General features: G+C 52.0%; 16 protein-coding genes. 9 read left to right on the top strand and 7 right to left on the bottom strand.

The window, feature by feature from the left end:
- Positions 1-80 precede the first annotated feature (80 nt).
- The 3 genes from HV261_RS22980 to HV261_RS22970 are packed head-to-tail and all read left to right on the top strand — an operon-like array spanning position 81 to position 2,926.
- Positions 81-800 (top strand): (Fe-S)-binding protein, encoded by a 720-nt coding sequence (locus HV261_RS22980; protein WP_202039622.1) that lies wholly within the window; start codon positions 81-83, stop codon positions 798-800.
- 10 nt (positions 801-810) lie between these two features.
- Positions 811-2,238, top strand: a complete 1,428-nt coding sequence (locus HV261_RS22975; RefSeq protein ID WP_202039621.1) for a LutB/LldF family L-lactate oxidation iron-sulfur protein — start codon at positions 811-813, stop codon at positions 2,236-2,238.
- The gene (locus HV261_RS22970) at positions 2,231-2,926 is read left to right on the top strand and encodes a LutC/YkgG family protein (RefSeq protein WP_202039620.1); all 696 of its coding nucleotides are present in this window, start codon (positions 2,231-2,233) and stop codon (positions 2,924-2,926) included. The genes HV261_RS22975 and HV261_RS22970 overlap by 8 nt, the downstream gene beginning before the upstream one ends.
- 49 nt (positions 2,927-2,975) lie before the next feature.
- Here the strand turns inward: HV261_RS22970 and gntP are convergent, their stop codons facing one another.
- Positions 2,976-4,319 carry a gluconate permease GntP gene (gene gntP, locus HV261_RS22965; RefSeq protein ID WP_137383854.1) on the bottom strand — a complete coding sequence of 448 codons (1,344 nt, stop codon included), beginning with the start codon at positions 4,317-4,319 and terminating at the stop codon, positions 2,976-2,978.
- A 385-nt stretch (positions 4,320-4,704) separates the two neighbouring features.
- On the opposite strand from gntP, the gene uxuA reads away from it, so the two are divergent.
- The 5 genes from uxuA (at position 4,705) to HV261_RS22940 (ending at position 10,442) form a co-directional block, all read left to right on the top strand.
- Positions 4,705-5,889 (top strand): mannonate dehydratase, encoded by a 1,185-nt coding sequence (gene uxuA / locus HV261_RS22960; RefSeq protein ID WP_202039619.1) that lies wholly within the window; start codon positions 4,705-4,707, stop codon positions 5,887-5,889.
- 81 nt (positions 5,890-5,970) lie between these two features.
- A complete protein-coding gene (locus HV261_RS22955; protein ID WP_202039618.1) occupies positions 5,971-7,446 on the top strand; it encodes a fructuronate reductase in 1,476 nt (491 codons plus the stop codon).
- Between the two features lie 175 nt (positions 7,447-7,621).
- A complete protein-coding gene (uxuR, locus tag HV261_RS22950; RefSeq protein WP_202039617.1) occupies positions 7,622-8,395 on the top strand; it encodes a Uxu operon transcriptional regulator in 774 nt (257 codons plus the stop codon).
- A gap of 637 nt (positions 8,396-9,032) precedes the next feature.
- The gene (locus HV261_RS22945) at positions 9,033-9,242 is read left to right on the top strand and encodes a hypothetical protein (protein ID WP_137345740.1); all 210 of its coding nucleotides are present in this window, start codon (positions 9,033-9,035) and stop codon (positions 9,240-9,242) included.
- A gap of 192 nt (positions 9,243-9,434) precedes the next feature.
- Positions 9,435-10,442, top strand: a complete 1,008-nt coding sequence (locus HV261_RS22940; protein ID WP_137383850.1) for a porin — start codon at positions 9,435-9,437, stop codon at positions 10,440-10,442.
- A 62-nt stretch (positions 10,443-10,504) separates the two neighbouring features.
- On the opposite strand, the gene HV261_RS22935 is transcribed toward HV261_RS22940, so the two are convergent.
- The 6 genes from HV261_RS22935 to HV261_RS22910 form a co-directional block, all read right to left on the bottom strand.
- Entirely contained in the window at positions 10,505-10,906 is a 402-nt protein-coding gene (locus HV261_RS22935) for a hypothetical protein (RefSeq protein WP_202039616.1), read from the bottom strand.
- Positions 10,907-11,185: 279 nt separating this feature from the next.
- Complete coding sequence (locus tag HV261_RS22930; RefSeq protein ID WP_202039615.1) at positions 11,186-11,437, bottom strand: putative Se/S carrier protein; 252 nt, start codon at positions 11,435-11,437, stop codon at positions 11,186-11,188.
- The gene (yjiL, locus tag HV261_RS22925) at positions 11,434-12,201 is read right to left on the bottom strand and encodes a putative 2-hydroxyacyl-CoA dehydratase activator YjiL (RefSeq protein WP_202039614.1); all 768 of its coding nucleotides are present in this window, start codon (positions 12,199-12,201) and stop codon (positions 11,434-11,436) included. Before yjiL ends, HV261_RS22930 begins: the two co-directional genes overlap by 4 nt.
- A gap of 9 nt (positions 12,202-12,210) precedes the next feature.
- Positions 12,211-13,362 (bottom strand): double-cubane-cluster-containing anaerobic reductase, encoded by a 1,152-nt coding sequence (locus HV261_RS22920; protein ID WP_202039613.1) that lies wholly within the window; start codon positions 13,360-13,362, stop codon positions 12,211-12,213.
- A gap of 95 nt (positions 13,363-13,457) precedes the next feature.
- A complete protein-coding gene (locus HV261_RS22915; RefSeq protein WP_202039612.1) occupies positions 13,458-13,922 on the bottom strand; it encodes a GNAT family N-acetyltransferase in 465 nt (154 codons plus the stop codon).
- 13 nt (positions 13,923-13,935) lie between these two features.
- A complete protein-coding gene (locus tag HV261_RS22910; RefSeq protein WP_202039611.1) occupies positions 13,936-15,216 on the bottom strand; it encodes a DUF445 domain-containing protein in 1,281 nt (426 codons plus the stop codon).
- 480 nt (positions 15,217-15,696) lie between these two features.
- On the opposite strand from HV261_RS22910, the gene HV261_RS22905 reads away from it, so the two are divergent.
- Positions 15,697-16,257: a YagU family protein gene (locus HV261_RS22905; protein ID WP_202039610.1), complete on the top strand. Its 561-nt coding sequence runs from the start codon at positions 15,697-15,699 to the stop codon at positions 16,255-16,257.
- Positions 16,258-16,334 lie beyond the last annotated feature (77 nt).

Here is a 16,334-nt window from a genome sequence, read left to right as displayed (position 1 = left end):
GCGTGATATACGGCTGAACCTTTGCTTGATATCGCGATATCAAGCGCAATAAACAGAAATGAAGCAATGGAGTAGTTATTGTGAATGTAAATTTCTTTGTCACCTGTATTGGTGATGCACTGAAATCACGGATGGCACGAGACTCCGTATTGCTGCTGGAAAAACTGGGCTGCCGCGTGAATTTCCCTGAAAAACAGGGGTGCTGTGGTCAGCCAGCCATCAACAGCGGCTATATCCAAGAAGCGATCCCGGGGATGAAAAACCTGATCGCCGCCCTGGAAGACAACGACGACCCGATTATCTCCCCGGCAGGCTCCTGTACCTACGCGGTAAAAAGCTACCCGACCTATCTGGCCGATGAACCGGAATGGGCGCTGCGTGCTGAGAAAGTTGCCGCCCGTATGCAGGATCTGACCTCTTTTATCGTCAACAAACTGGGCGTGGTGGATGTCGGCGCCAGCCTGCAGGGCCGCGCCGTGTATCATCCTTCCTGTAGCCTGACCCGCAAGCTGGGGGTGAAGGAAGAGCCGCTCACGCTGCTGAAAAACGTGCGCGGACTGGAGCTGTTGACGTTTGCCGATCAGGACACTTGCTGCGGCTTTGGCGGGACGTTCTCGGTCAAGATGGCCGAGATATCCGGCGAGATGGTGAAAGAGAAAGTCTTACATCTGATGGATGCGAAGCCGGAGTATTTGATTGGCGCGGACGTCAGTTGCCTGCTGAACATTGGCGGCCGACTGCAACGGGAAGGCCAGCCGGTCAAAGTGATGCATATTGCTGAAGTGCTGATGAGCCGCTGAGGGGAATGAGATGTCGATAAAAACCAGCGATGTAGAATTTAAACTGCGTATTCGTCAGCAGATAGAAGATCCGATCATGCGCAAAGCCGTGGCCAATGCGCAGGAGCGTATCGGCGCGAATCGGCAGAAAATGGTCGATGAATTAGGCCACTGGGAAGACTGGCGCGATCGTGCCAGCCAGATCCGCGATCACGTTCTGAGCAACCTCGACGCTTACCTGTATCAGCTCTCCGAGAAAGTGACGCAAAACGGCGGTCACGTCTATTTCGCCAAAACCAAAGAAGAGGCCACCCGCTACATTTTGCAGGTCGCGCAGAGTAAAAACGCGAAGAAGGTGGTGAAGTCCAAGTCGATGGTGACCGAAGAGGTAGGCGTCAACCATGTGCTGCAGGATGCCGGAATTCAGGTGATCGAAACCGATCTCGGGGAATATATCCTGCAACTGGATCAGGACCCGCCTTCGCACGTCGTGGTTCCGGCGATTCATAAAGATCGCTATCAGATCCGCCGCGTGCTGAACGAGCGCCTGGGTTACGATGGCCCGGAAACCCCGGAAGCCATGACCTTGTTCATTCGTCAGAAGATCCGTGAGGATTTCCTGAGTGCTGAAATTGGCATTACCGGTTGTAACTTTGCCGTGGCGGAAACCGGCTCGGTGTGTCTGGTGACCAACGAAGGCAATGCGCGGATGTGTACCACGCTGCCGAAAACGCACATTGCGGTGATGGGCATGGAGCGTATCGCGCCGACCTTTGCCGAGGTGGATGTGCTGATCACCATGCTGGCGCGCAGCGCCGTGGGCGCACGTCTGACGGGCTACAACACCTGGCTGACCGGCCCGCGTGAGGCGGATAACGTTGACGGACCGGAAGAGTTCCATCTGGTGATTGTCGATAACGGTCGCTCGCAGGTGCTCGGTTCAGAGTTTCGCGATGTGCTGCGCTGTATCCGCTGCGGAGCCTGTATGAACACCTGTCCGGCCTATCGCCACATTGGTGGACACGGCTATGGCTCAATCTATCCCGGTCCTATCGGCGCGGTGATTTCTCCGCTGCTCGGCGGCTATAAAGATTTTAAAGATCTGCCGTATGCCTGTTCGCTCTGCACGGCCTGCGACAGCGTCTGCCCGGTACACATTCCGTTGTCAAAACTGATCCTGCGCCATCGTCGCGTTATGGCGGAAGAGGGCATTACCCCGAAAGCCGAGCGCCGGGCGATCAAAATGTTCGCCTATGCCAATAGTCATCCAGGGCTGTGGAAAGTGGGGATGATGGCGGGCGCGCATGCGGCGAGCTGGTTTATCAATGGTGGCAAAACGCCGCTCAAGGTTGGCGCGATTGGTGACTGGATGGAGGCGCGCGATCTGCCTGATGCTGACGGCGAGAGCTTCCGCAGCTGGTTTAAGAAACATCAGGCGCAGGAGAAAAAGAATGGATAACCGTACCACGTTTTTAAACACCATCGCCCAGGCGCTGGGCCGCCCGTTGCGCTTCGAACCGCAAGCGGATGCCGCGCCGGTGAACAACTATGCCAACGAGCGCCTGACCGAACTTAGTCCCGAGCAGCGCTGCGATGCGTTTATTCAGTTTGCCAGCGACGTGATGCTGGCCCGCTGTGAGCTGACTCGCGAGGACCAGGCCGCAGACGCGGCGCTCCGCCTGTGCGAAGAATTGGGTCAGCAGCCGGTGGTGCTGAGCGGCGACAGCCGGCTGGTGGCGCTGGGCATTACCGAACGCCTGCAGCAGGAATGCAATGCCGTGGTCTGGGACCCGGCTCGCGGGGCAGAGAATATTACCCTGGCCGAGCAGGCGAAAGTCGGTGTGGTGTATGCCGAATATGGCCTGACCGAGTCCGGCGGCGTGGTGCTGTTTTCTGCACCCGAGCGGGGGCGTTCCCTGAGCCTGTTGCCGGAGTCTTCGATATTCGTGCTACGTAAAAGCACCATCCTGCCGCGGGTGGCGCAACTGGCAGAAAAACTGCATCAGAAAGCACAGGCCGGTGAGCGTATGCCATCGTGCATTAATATCATCAGTGGACCCAGTTCAACGGCGGATATTGAGCTTATCAAGGTGGTTGGGGTGCATGGCCCGGTGAAGGCGGTGTATCTGATTATTGAAGATTGTTGAGGCAGGATGGAAAACCGCTCTGGCGCTACAGGCCAGAGCGGTATCGACGTTATGCAATCATGCTGATGATCAACACGATAATCAGGCCAACCACGGAGTTCACCAGCTCCAGCAGACCCCAGGTTTTCAATGTGTCCTTCACTGACAGGTCAAAGTAACCTTTGAACAGCCAGAAGGAGGCATCGTTGATATGCGTCAGGGTGTTAGAACCCGCCGCCGTTGCCAGCACCAGTAACGCCGGATCGACACCCACCAGTTGACCGGTTGCCGGGTCGAGGATCGCTGCGCTAATAATCCCCGCCGCCGTCATGGCGGAGACCACGCCCTGGCCGGTTGCCAGACGAATGAGCACGGTTATCAGCCACGCCATGATATACGGAGAAATATTGCCGTGTGACATCAGCATGCCAATGGTATCGCCGATGCCGGTATCGATAATGGTTTGCTTCAGTACACCACCCGCGCCGATGATCAGGATCACCATGGCGATGCTTTTCACTGCGTTTTCAAAGGCGTTCATCACCCACTGCATGTCATGGCCGCGTGCGGTACCAAACAGCACGAAGGCGACAACCATGGCAATGAACATTGCGATTGGGGAAGAGCCTAAGAAGTTGACCACTTCCCACGCCTGCGTCCCTTTCACCAGCCAGATGTTAGCGATGGTGGTGGAAATCATGATGATCGCCGGGATCAGCGGTACCAGAATCGACACGCCGAAAGACGGCAGGTTGTTCTGGTCAACCGGTACATCGGCTTTCATAAATGAAGGCGTTGGGCGTTCAAGGTTACCGAGGAATTTCGGCAGGATCAGACCCGCGCAGATAACGCTCGGAATGGTCACCAGAATACCGTAGATATAGACCATACCCATGTCGGCACCATAGGCGTTTACCAGTGCCACCGGGCCCGGCTGTGGCGGGAACAGTGAGTGTGCGGTGGTCGCTGCGGCAACGGCAGGAATGGCCAGTTTCAGGAACGGGATCTTCGCTTCTGCGGCAATGACGATCACCAGCGGCGCCAGCATAATAAAGGCCACTTCGTAGAACATCGCCAGGCCGAAGATCAGGCCGATAATGATCACCGACAGCTGCACATAGCGCAGGCCGAGTCGCGCCAGCAGCGTATGGGCAATCTGATGCGCCGCTCCGGAATCGACCATCAGTTTACCGATGACCGCACCGAACACCACGATAATTGCCAGTTCACCCAACGTACCGCCGAAGCCGGATTTCATGGTGTGCAGCAGCTCCATTAAATCCATTCCCGCCAACATGCCGACGGAGAGTGCCGCCAGCAGCAGGGCGACCATTGAGTTTATTTTGAAACGCAAATTGAGCACCAGCATGAGGCCGATGCCGAATACAACCCACAGAATATTGAGAACGTGCATAAAACGTCTACCTTGTTTTGGTTGAACCATTATGATTTTGGTTGAGATGTTACACATATTGGTTAACCATTGATGCGATGAATGTCACAATCCATATTCAATGTTGACATTGATAACAGACAGTTCCCTTTCAGGCCGCGCCCTGCAGGCTCTTTCCCCTTAACTTCATCACCTTACCTCATTATTCGTGCCAGACCACTGATACAGTTTTTGTGATTTGGTTAACCAATTTTGCTGTTTAGGTTGACATGTGGGGGCGAAAGGTAGAATTTATGCGCCATGTCGTCCGGTTTGCTGGCGTAATGCGTTGAGCACTCCGGCAGTTGAGTAAGTCGTGGCTCGCGGTGTTTGCGCCGGGGGCCAACAATGTGAAGAGGTTAAAAGCATGGAACAGACATGGCGCTGGTACGGTCCTAACGATCCGGTTTCTTTAGCTGATGTGCGTCAGGCAGGCGCTACCGGTGTTGTTACCGCCTTGCACCATATCCCGAACGGGGAAGTGTGGTCAGTTGAGGAAATCGAAAAACGCAAAGCTATCATTGAGCAGGCGGGGCTGGTCTGGTCGGTTGTCGAAAGCGTGCCGATCCACGAAGACATTAAAACCCGTTCCGGTAACTATCAGCAGTGGATTGCCAACTACCAACAGAGTCTGCGCAACCTGGCGCAGTGCGGTATTCGCACCGTGTGCTACAACTTCATGCCAGTACTCGACTGGACGCGTACCGATCTGGAATATGTCCTGCCGGACGGCTCCAAAGCATTGCGCTTTGACCAGATTGAATTTGCCGCCTTTGAGATTCATATCCTCAAACGTCCCGGTGCAGAAGCAGACTACACCGCTGAAGAGGTCGCCCAGGCGCAGGAACGCTTCACCACCATGACCGAAGAAGATAAAGCGCGTCTGACCCGCAATATCATCGCCGGTCTGCCGGGGGCGGAAGAAGGCTATACCCTTGACCAGTTCCGTCAGCACCTTGAGCGCTACAAAGATATCGATAAAGCCGCGCTGCGCGAAAATTTTGCCGTCTTCCTGAAGGCAATTATTCCGGTTGCTGAAGAAGTTGGTGTGCGCATGGCGGTGCACCCGGACGATCCGCCGCGCCCGATCCTCGGCCTGCCGCGCATTGTTTCCACCGTGGAAGATATGCAGTGGATGGTTGATACGGTCAGCAGCATGGCGAACGGTTTCACCATGTGCACCGGCTCTTACGGTGTTCGTGCGGACAACGATCTGGTTGATATGATCAAACAGTTTGGCCCGCGCATTTACTTCACCCACCTGCGTTCCACGCTGCGTGAAGATAACCCGAAAACCTTCCATGAAGCGGCGCATCTCAATGGTGACGTGGATATGTATGAAGTGGTGAAAGCGATTGTTGAAGAAGAGCATCGCCGTAAAGCCGAAGGTAAAGAAGATTTGATTCCGATGCGCCCGGATCACGGTCACCAGATGCTGGACGACCTGAAAAAGAAAACGAACCCAGGCTACTCCGCGATTGGTCGCCTGAAAGGGCTGGCGGAAGTGCGCGGCGTTGAGATGGCTATCCAGCGCGCTTTCTTTAGCCGCTAAATCAGACCGGCCGGCAATCTGTCGGGCCGGCTTTTTCTTTTCTCTTCCCGTCGGCATTTCCGACGGGTTCTGGAGTTCACGATGACAACGACAATTGCCAATAGCAACCTGCCGGTTGCGCGCCCTGCATGGGATAATTCGCGCCTGCAATCCCGTATTGTTCACCTCGGATGCGGGGCTTTTCACCGGGCGCATCAGGCGCTGTACACCCACCATCTGCTTGAAACCACGGACAGCGACTGGGGTATCTGTGAAGTTAACCTGATGCCGGGTAACGACTGTGTACTGATTGAAAATCTGCAAAAACAACAGCTGCTGTATACCGTGGCGGAAAAAGGCGCGGACAACACCGTTCTGAAAGTGATTGGCTCGATGAAAGAAGCCATGCACCCGGATCTTGACGGTTGCGACGGTATTTTGCGTGCGATGGCGCGCCCGCAGACGGCGATTGTCTCGCTGACGGTCACCGAAAAAGGTTACTGCACGGATGCCGCCAGCGGTCAGTTAGATCTCAATAACCCGTTGATTAAACACGATCTGGCGAATCCGACTGCGCCGAAATCGGCAATTGGCTATATCGTGCAGGCGCTGCATCTGCGTCGTGAGCAGGGTCTGCCGGCCTTTACCGTGATGTCCTGTGATAACGTGCGTGAAAATGGCCACGTGGCGAAAGTCGCGGTGCTGGGGCTGGCGCAGGCACGCGACCCGCAGCTGGCGCAGTGGATTGAAGCCAATGCCACTTTCCCATGCACCATGGTGGATCGCATTGTTCCGGCGGCGACGCCAGAAACGTTGCAGGAGATTGCCGATCAACTGGGTGTTTACGATCCGTGCGCCATCGCCTGTGAACCGTTCCGGCAGTGGGTGATTGAAGACAACTTCGTGAACGGTCGTCCTGACTGGGATAAAGTCGGCGCACAGTTCGTTGCCGACGTGGTGCCGTTTGAAATGATGAAACTGCGCATGCTTAATGGCAGCCACTCTTTCCTTGCGTATCTGGGCTATCTCGGTGGTTATGAAACGATTGCCGATACCATGACCAACCCGGCGTACCGCAAAGCCGCGTTTGCCTTGATGATGCAGGAACAGGCGCCCACACTGTCGATGCCGGAAGGCACCGATCTCAATGCGTATGCGACCTTGCTGATCGAGCGTTTCAGCAATCCATCCCTGCGCCATCGTACCTGGCAGATTGCCATGGATGGCAGCCAGAAACTGCCGCAGCGCCTGTTGGACCCTGTTCGCCTGCACCTACAAAACGGCAGCGACTGGCGGCACCTGGCGCTGGGTGTAGCGGGCTGGATGCGCTATACCCAAGGCGTGGATGAGCAGGGGCAGACCATTGACGTTGTCGACCCGATGCTGGCGGAATTCCAGCGCATCAATCAGCAGTATCAGGGCAGTGAACGCGTTATGGCCCTGTTGGGATTAAGCGGGATCTTTGGCCATGATTTAGCGGAAAACACGGATTTTGTGGAAGCGATTATCGAGGCTTATCAGCAACTGTGCGAGAAGGGCGCGCGCGAGTGTGTCGCAGCACTGCACGCTGACGCATAACGCCCGAACTATGACGGGTCAATCAAAATATCTGTTTGGTTGACCCGTTTTCTGTTTTTGGCTTGCCGCAAATGCTATAGTTCAGGCGACATAAAGGTTATTTGTAGGCCTGATAAGGTGCGTCCTGCCATCCGACCTACGGATCTGAATAAACGCATCTGACGGATAGAACATAATGAAATCGAACACTTCTCAGCAAAGACCCTACCAGGAAGTGGGTGCCATGATCCGCGATCTCATTGTCCAGACGCCATACCAACCCGGCGAGCGCCTGCCCCCGGAGCGTGAAATAGCCGAGATGCTCAATGTCACCCGTACGGTGGTGCGCGAAGCGTTAATCATGCTGGAAATTAAAGGGCTGGTGGATGTGCGGCGCGGTGCCGGGATCTACGTCCTCGACAACGCGAACGCGCAGACAATCGACAGCACGGATATTAACCATTGCAATGATGCGGGGCCTTTTGAGCTGTTACAGGCACGCCAGCTATTAGAGAGCAATATCGCCGAGTTTGCTGCATTGCAAGCCACGCGCGAGGATATCGTCAAAATGCGCCAGGCATTGCTACTGGAAGAACGTGAGCTGGCCTCCAGCGAACCAAACGGCTCGGAAAGCGGCGACATGCAGTTTCACCTTGCCATTGCCGAGGCCACGCACAACAGTATGCTGGTCGAGTTATTTCGTCAGTCATGGCAGTGGCGTGAGAACAACCCGATGTGGATCCAACTGCACAGCCATCTTGACGATACTCATTACCGTAAAGAATGGATGGGCGACCACAAGCAGATCCTGGCGGCACTCATTAAAAAAGATGCCCGCGCGGCCAAGCTGGCAATGTGGCAGCATCTGGAAAATGTTAAACAGCGACTGCTGGAGTTTTCAAACGTTGATGACATCGATTTTGATGGTTATCTGTTTGAATCCTGGCCGTTAGATACGGTTAACGCCTGATTTTTCTTCCCTTTTACAACGTGGGCCATCCCGGCTCACGTATCACTTCCCGCTGATTTCCTCTGACTATTTTCCGTGTCTGGACGCGACGTAAAATAATGTTTCCATCACTGCAGATGGCGTTTTTTGCAGCGTCATTGCGGGGCGAAAATTGACATATATCAATTAAAAACGACTTATTTTCGCGTGCAAAAAAATGCATCATTTACCTTATCTTTACCTTTTCGTGCTTATTTTTCGACAAAACAGGTCAATGCGAAGTGAGAATCACACTGATTTGTCCAACGGTTAGTGCCGTTAATATGTACTTAAAGGCGTATAAAAACAAAGGATTTAGATAAAAGTAGACATTAATCACGCTCTGTAACCTATTGGTCAGAATGATGTTTTGATTGTGCAGGTTGATGACTCGTCCAGCCGCTCCCATTTTAATCAAATGAGTAAGAACAAATATTCGTAAAGTTAAAATTACACATTATTCTACAATCAAGTTATCTTTCATTTGAAATATCGTTCCACTTTTTTTTGGTTTATTAACAGTTTCATTACTATTGTGATTTTTTTTTACCGTTGACATGTTTTTACACTGGCTGCATATTTCATCGCCATAAGCGTGTTATTGCGTCAGGAGTTAAATATGCCTTCTCGAGATTATCCCGATATCCGAAAAGCCAGGGGTACCCGATCTAAAGATATGGTCCTTTTAAGTGCCCGTGTTGATACTTCTCTTTGGGAATATGTCCGAACACTGGCATTTGAAACGCGTAAAAGTAAACAAGACATTATTGCGGAAGCGTTAATGTTACATCGCTCTATTAATGAGAGCGAAAGCGAAAGTTCAAAGTAGCATCTCTCTGTTCGGGTTTTATTTAAAACCCAAAATGAAATATGTCCTGCCACTTCATTATTACCTTTATCGGTATGTTTTTTGGTGTGTTATTGGTGTTTCCCCTTAATCCATAGGGGACTTTTTTATGCAGGCGTTTTGCCTTCATAACAAAGTTGATAGCAAAATTCACAATTAAAAGTGAGTAACAACATGAAAAAGTCAGTAGTGGCATTAGCTGTAATGGCATTAGGGGTAACCTCCGTTCATGCAGCGGAAATTTATAATAAAGATGGCAACAAATTGGATCTGTACGGCAAAGTAAAAGCGGTACATTCCTGGACTGACGGTAAAGATGCTGATGGTACTTACGCGCGTCTGGGTTTTCGCGGTGAGACTCAAATTAACGATCAACTGACCGGTTACGGCCAGTTTGAGAGTCAGTTTGATGCTTCTAAGGCAGAAGGGTCACAGAATGGCGTTAATACACGTCTGGCGTTTGCTGGTCTGGATTACGGCCATGACGTTAGCTTTGACTACGGTCGTAACTACGGTATCGCTTACGATGTGGGAGCTTACACTGACACTCTTTCAGAGTTCGGTGGCGACTCCTTTGAAGATACTGACCGTTTCCTTACTACACGCACTTCTGGCGTTGCAACACTCCGCACCAAAAATCTGTTTGGTGCCGTTGATGGTCTGAACGTTGGCGCGCAGTATCAGGGCCAGGATGATTCTAACGCTAACCCGGCAAAACAGCACGGTAATGGCTACGGCTTCTCGCTGGGTTATGACAATATTGCGGATTCCGGCGTTTCTGCCATTGCGACCTATACCACTAACTCCGTGACTGCTGAGCAGAAACGTAGCGGCTGGGAAGGTGACAACGCTGAGTTCTGGGGCGCTGGTCTGAAATATGACGCGAATGCTATCTACGTTGCAACCATGTACGGCGAGTCCCACAACCTGATTCAGGATGCGGACAAAGCACAGCATTTTGAAGCGATGGCTGCCTATGTGTTTGATTTTGGCCTGCGCCCGAACGTGGCATACGTTCATGCGCGTGACAATAACAACACTGACCTGACCGAATACGTTGCGCTGGGTACTGATTACTACTTCAACAAAAACATGGTGGCCGATGTAGGTTATAAAATTAACCTGCTTGATGGCAAAAACGACGATAACCAGGTTGTTGCTGGTCTGACTTACCAGTTCTAAGTTTTTGTGATGATTGCAAAAGGCGTCTTTAGTAAGACGCCTTTTTTACATGCTTTTGAGGCTCACAGCGGTTGGTTTTGTGCCGACTGCAGATCGCTAAATAGCCATTTCCAGATATCCACTTTTACCCATGCGACGATACAGAGAATGAGGTAAAAAAGAGGATTGTGCGTAATGGAAATACGCATGACTTCCATCAGGTCCACATGCAAGTTTCCGGCTATTGCCATGTTGATAACAAAAATAGACGCAATAGCACTGGCCAGTAAAATAATAATGGCCTGTATTTTGGCTACCTCCGGAAACTTTCCGGAAGCCCACTGCCACAAGAAAACGGTTGTTAGCAGAAATATAACAAACAATCCTGCTGCACCAAATAGACCAAAATTTTTATAATCGCCTACCGTGCTAATTAAACCAGCCAGAATAATCAACCCAAGTATGAGTTTTTTTAACCTCGACATATACTCTTCCCGGAAGTGTTGTTGCAATTTAATTAATATGTCCATTTTTACGCATGTGCTATCAGCAAAGGTATATACGTAAAAGTGAATTATAAAGTTTTTAGAGAGATGTTTGACTGTTATTTACAGGTTATTAAATGCTGACATTCAATTGCAGAACAATCTGATTAAAATATATTTATGGCGTTAGTGGCGTGATGATCTATACAGACTATAAGCTGTTGTTTATACCCTGGATAATGAGAGTATATATCAGCGTTTCGTGCTAATCAGGCGTGTTCAGGAGGCGGGAAACGCGGCTATACAGCGCCAGTCTCCGTTTTCCTGACGGTAGATAGATTCGGTATGCCCTGGGATCGTCCATTCTTCCTCCCTGCCAGCAACACAGTCGATGTAGATACAGAGTCCGCAGCCACCGCGTAGCTCGCGGGGAATATCCGCCACCCGAAAGCGGACCCCTGCGGCCTGTAGCGCCTTGCGCATTTTGATGACACCAACGGTGGAATGAAACAAGAACAGCGTTTCCTTCACTGACGCTTCTCCTGACGCTGACCTATCAACGCAGCCCCGATTGCACCGGCAAACTGTGCGTCGGGATGCGTGTGTACGGGGATGCCGACATGCCCTTCGAGCATACGGACAAAGGCGTGACAGTGGCTGACACCGCCGGTAAATAGCAGCGGTGCCTGGGCTGAAAGCCGCCCGATGAAGTTTGCGCTGCGTCTGGCCATCGCGTTGATCACGCCAGCCAGAATCGCCTCCGGCGCGATACCCGCAGAGCGCAGGCTAATGACTTCTGACTCGGCAAATACTGTACACATGCTGGTGATAGCATGCGGTTCGACGCCAGCAGTAATCGTATCCAACTGCTCTACGCTGGCACCGAGGGTGCGTGAGATGACGTCCAGAAACCGCCCGGTTCCGGCAGCGCACTTGTCATTCATTAAGAAATCGCTGAGATTACCATCGTCATCCAACTGGATAACTTTACTGTCCTGACCGCCGATATCAATCACTGTGCGGGTGCCGGGAGCCAGCAATCGTGCCCCCAGTCCGTGGCAGGAAATTTCAGTGACCTGTTTGTCGGCATAATCGACGAGCTGCCGTCCGTACCCGGTGAGGGTTAAAAATGGCCTGTTCTCCAGCCCATCCTGCAACGTTTCCCATGCCTGCGCGATCGCATCTGCGGGGCGAAAAGGCGTTGGGCAAAGGAAGCGGCGCCTGATGACGTTACCTTCCAACAAAATACCTTTCGTCGCCGTGGAGCCGGAATCAATCCCTATTGAGTATGTCATCCGCGTTTCTCACAACATTTCAATGAATGCGGCGACACGGGTGCTAAGCTGGCCGATATCCGCACTGGAGTAGTCGGTTTCAATCGCGATATAAGGAATGTTGTGCTGTTGGCGTACGTGACGCTTAATCGCGAGCGATTCAACGGCGTAGGTGTGGCAAGCCTGCAAAATGACATCGACGACGCCGTCAGCCTGGTACTCGTCAACCATTTGGCTGAGCATTTTCAGGCGTTGATCGTTAGGGGAAATACAGGAGCAGCCGATGGCGAGGTATTTATCGGTCAGCGCGTCGTAGACATCGCCGGTTTCCGCCACGCATTGTTCGGTGGCCTTTGCGCCGGTGCAGTTTTCATAACCCACCACCCAACCGCCGTTTTCTTCAATGGCACGAACCACTTTCTCTGCTGCGCCGCCAATGGGGCAGCCGGTTATCAGGATGCGCGGACGTGACGCCAGACGTTTCCCGGCCTGCCATTCCTGATGTACGCGCTCGGCCATGCTATTAAGCTCGTCGATCAACGCGTCTTTATCAAAGCGGAAGGTTGCACCGTAGACGACTTTCAGAATGTCACTGCCGCTAAGTGCGGGTGGGTTAAGTTGACCAACGCGATAGAAATTCGCCAGAGCCCGACGTTCCTTGTTTTTGAGAATAATGGCTTCACGTAGCGCAGCTTCGGTAATCGGGGTGCCAAAACGGGCTTCGATTGCCTGCTGCAGACGCAGGATCTCGGCTTTCCATAGCGCACGCGAAGCCGCATCACTGGCGCTGTTGGGCAGTTGCATCACATGTACCGCTTTAAATTCGGCCATGTATTCGTACATTTTCTTTTTACCATCGCAGGTGGTTTCGCCCACCACCAGGTCAGAGAAGTAGAAGTACGGACATTTGTCGGTTTTGCCAAAACCGTAGCTGCTTTTGATCAGCGGACACAGGTTTCGTGGCAGATCTTTTTCGGCTTCTTCAATGGTTTCATCAGAGGTTGAGCATAGCGAAACGACGACCGCGCCCGCCGCCATCGCAATCTCCTGCGGCATAAAGGTGCAATAGGTCCCAACGAGCGGAATACCTTGCTCTTTAAGATCCATTACGGTGAGAAAACCTTTCTGACGGGCGTCGGAGAATTGAGTGAAAATGGCGGGTAAATCGGTGATTAGCGACATGATTTTCCTTCCCCGTAACACGGGAGACAGTAAAAAGACGCCGCATTATAACCCTGTAATATGTCAGGCTTTGTTGATGTACAACAATTGCGCGTTTACAGATGACGACTGTAGACCCGTGACACTTCCCCCCACGGGTGATAGCCCGGCCCGTCAAAGTAAAATCCCGCTTTCTCGTATAAACCTTCCAGCTCGGTACACAAATGGAGCTGCTTAAACCCCAGCTGTCTGGCCTGCTGCGCAATATGTTCAATCAGGCGAAATGCCAGACCGTGCCCACGATAACGAGGATCGATATAGAGCGCACATAGCCACGGCCACAGTTCGCCGCGACTGATAAAATCATTGGTGATCAATCCGGCGCAGCCAACAATGCTGTCGCCATCCTGCAACCAATACCACTGCGGTAGTGGGTTCTTTGCGCCAATGCAACGATGCAGCGCATCCTCGTAAACCTTCATTGAGTCTTCTGAGGCCCATTGTTGTTGAAAGTAAGCGGTGACCTCGTGCCGTTTTTCCGGCGTCTCGCGCAGGGAAAAAATGCGGATGTTCATCGTCATTGAATTTTTCTCCTTAAAAATTCGCCAGCGTTAGCAGGGAAGGAATTTGCGACAACAGATATAACACCAGCCCGATAGAACCGCCAACCAGCGTGCCGTTGACGCGAATAAACTGCAAATCTTTGCCGATGTTGAGCTCAATTTGCTGCGACATCTCCCGTGCATCCCAGCTTTTCACCGTGTCGCTGATATGGCGCGTCAGGAAGGTGGCGAACTCCGGTGCAACCTTTTGCGCAGCTTGCTCCAGGTGCTCATTCAGCGATGTGCGCAGGGCGCTATCGGCAACCAGCGTTTCGCCAAACCATTGCCCGGCGCTGGCAATGCGTTGTTTCACGCGAGAATCATCGGCGTTAATGTCAGTTTTTACCCACTGACGCAGGTCGGCCCACAGTTCCCCGAGATAACGGTTAAAGGCCTCGTCCTCTTTCAGGTAGCTTTTGAGGCTTTCTGCACGGACGGTCATCTCCGGATCGTGTTTGAGCTTGTCTATCAAGTTCAACGTGGCGCGATCGAAGGCGTGACGGATCTGATGCGCCCGATCGTGACTGATATCATCCAGCAGGGAGTTGACGGCATCAGAGACCAGTTCGGCGCTGTGTTCGCCCAGCCATTCGGTTGGCAGGATCTTCGCCTTGAGCGGGTGTTCGGTCTCCAGCCAGCGTACGATCTGCTGGGCGATGAACGCCCGCGAACTGTCGCGCTGAAGCAGGGCGATCAGTTGAGCGATCAACGTGTCGAGCAGCACCTGATGGCGATTATTTTTGGTCATGCTTTCCAGCATCAGCGCACTGGTGCCAGAAAGATCAACCTTGTCGATGGCCTTATGCACCGCCCGTTTAATGAGCCGCTGAATACGCGAATCATCGGTGAGTTCGAGAAATCCGCTCATGATTTGCAGCAAATGCTGGCCAATACGCTGGGCGTTTTCCGGCTGGCTGAACCAGTTGCCGATCAACAACGCCGGTTCATGGCGACGGATAAGGGCGACCAGAGATTGCGTATCGAGGAATTTCTCCTGCACAAACTGCCCAAGGTTTTCGCCGATTCGGTCTTTATTGCGCGGAATAATCGCCGTATGTTGCGCGATAAATGGGATCGGCACCCGGCGAAAAAGCGCCACCACGGCAAACCAGTCCGCCAGTGCGCCGACCATCGCCGCTTCGGCAATCGCCTTGACTCCGAGCACCCAGAAGTTAGGTGGCAGAAATAGCGTAATGACGAAAGTGGCGGCGGCGGCCAGCAGCAGAGAGAGCGCCAGTCGTTTGGCGCGTTTGAGTTCAGCAATTTTATTCATAGGCTTAAGAATAGAGCCAGACGGCGGGATCGCGCAAAATTTGTGGTGTGCCTCCCATTTTTAGATGGCGGGATCTCATCCTGGGATCCAGTTGTCCCACGCGGTAGCGCGTAATGTTCTCTGCCGGATGACGCAGAATGTTTATCCGGCAACCTTTAAATCAGCAACCTATACAAAAAGCAGCGGTATCAGGCATAAGTTATGGTTTGATATTAAATCAAAACATGTCATTAAATATCAAATTAGATCATTTTTTATCAAAATTAATCTTTGTCACAATTTTTATCATCCCTCCAGGGTAGCATATACCCTAAATAATTCGAGTTGCTTAAAGGCGGCAAGGGAGTGAGTCCCCAGGAGCATAGATAACTATGTGACTGGGGTGAGCGAGCGTAGCCAACACATAAGCAACTTGAAGTATGACGGGTATAGACACGGATTTTGAGTGCTACTTTTATATATATAAGGGATGATAAATTTATGAAGTTGAATGAGTTGTTCACAAGAACGCCGCCCGAGCGCCGTCATTATGGTATCGCTCTCTTGATTGGTATCGTTTCTGGCGTGCTTTCTGCATTTGTTAAGTGGGGCGCCGAGGTGCCCCTTCCACCAAGGACATTTTCTCTGGGGCGAAATGAATTTAACCCGCCCTATCTTTTTCTCAGGGACTATTTAGGGATTGATCCCACGCAAACGGTCTATACCTTTTCTGAGCATGCGATCAATCCCGTAATGGTCACGCACATTATATTTTCATTAGTATTTGCAGTGGGTTATTGCGTTGCTGCTGAAATTTTTCCGAAAGTTAAACTTTGGCAAGGTGTGTTAGCGGGGTTGATCGTGACAGTGGCGGTTCATGGCCTCTTTATTCCTGCATTGCATCTTTCGCCGCCATTGTCTCAGCTACCCTTTGATGAATACGTTTCTGAAATTGTGGGGCATATTTTTTGGTTTTGGGTGATTGAAATAATTCGTCGCGACCTGCGTAATCGGATCACACATGAACCCGATGCTGAAATCCCATTATATTCCGCCAGATGACCAAAAGTAGATGTCTTATTATGGATTGCCCCGACAGTTCAACTCTCATGTTGGTGTTTAACTGTCGGGGCGTTCAT

The organism is Citrobacter sp. RHBSTW-00671, assembly GCF_014103415.1.
In the GTDB taxonomy this organism is placed as follows: Bacteria; Pseudomonadota; Gammaproteobacteria; order Enterobacterales; family Enterobacteriaceae; genus Citrobacter.
Note: the sequence above shows the minus strand (reverse complement) of the source record. Positions and strands in the feature narration are given on the sequence as shown.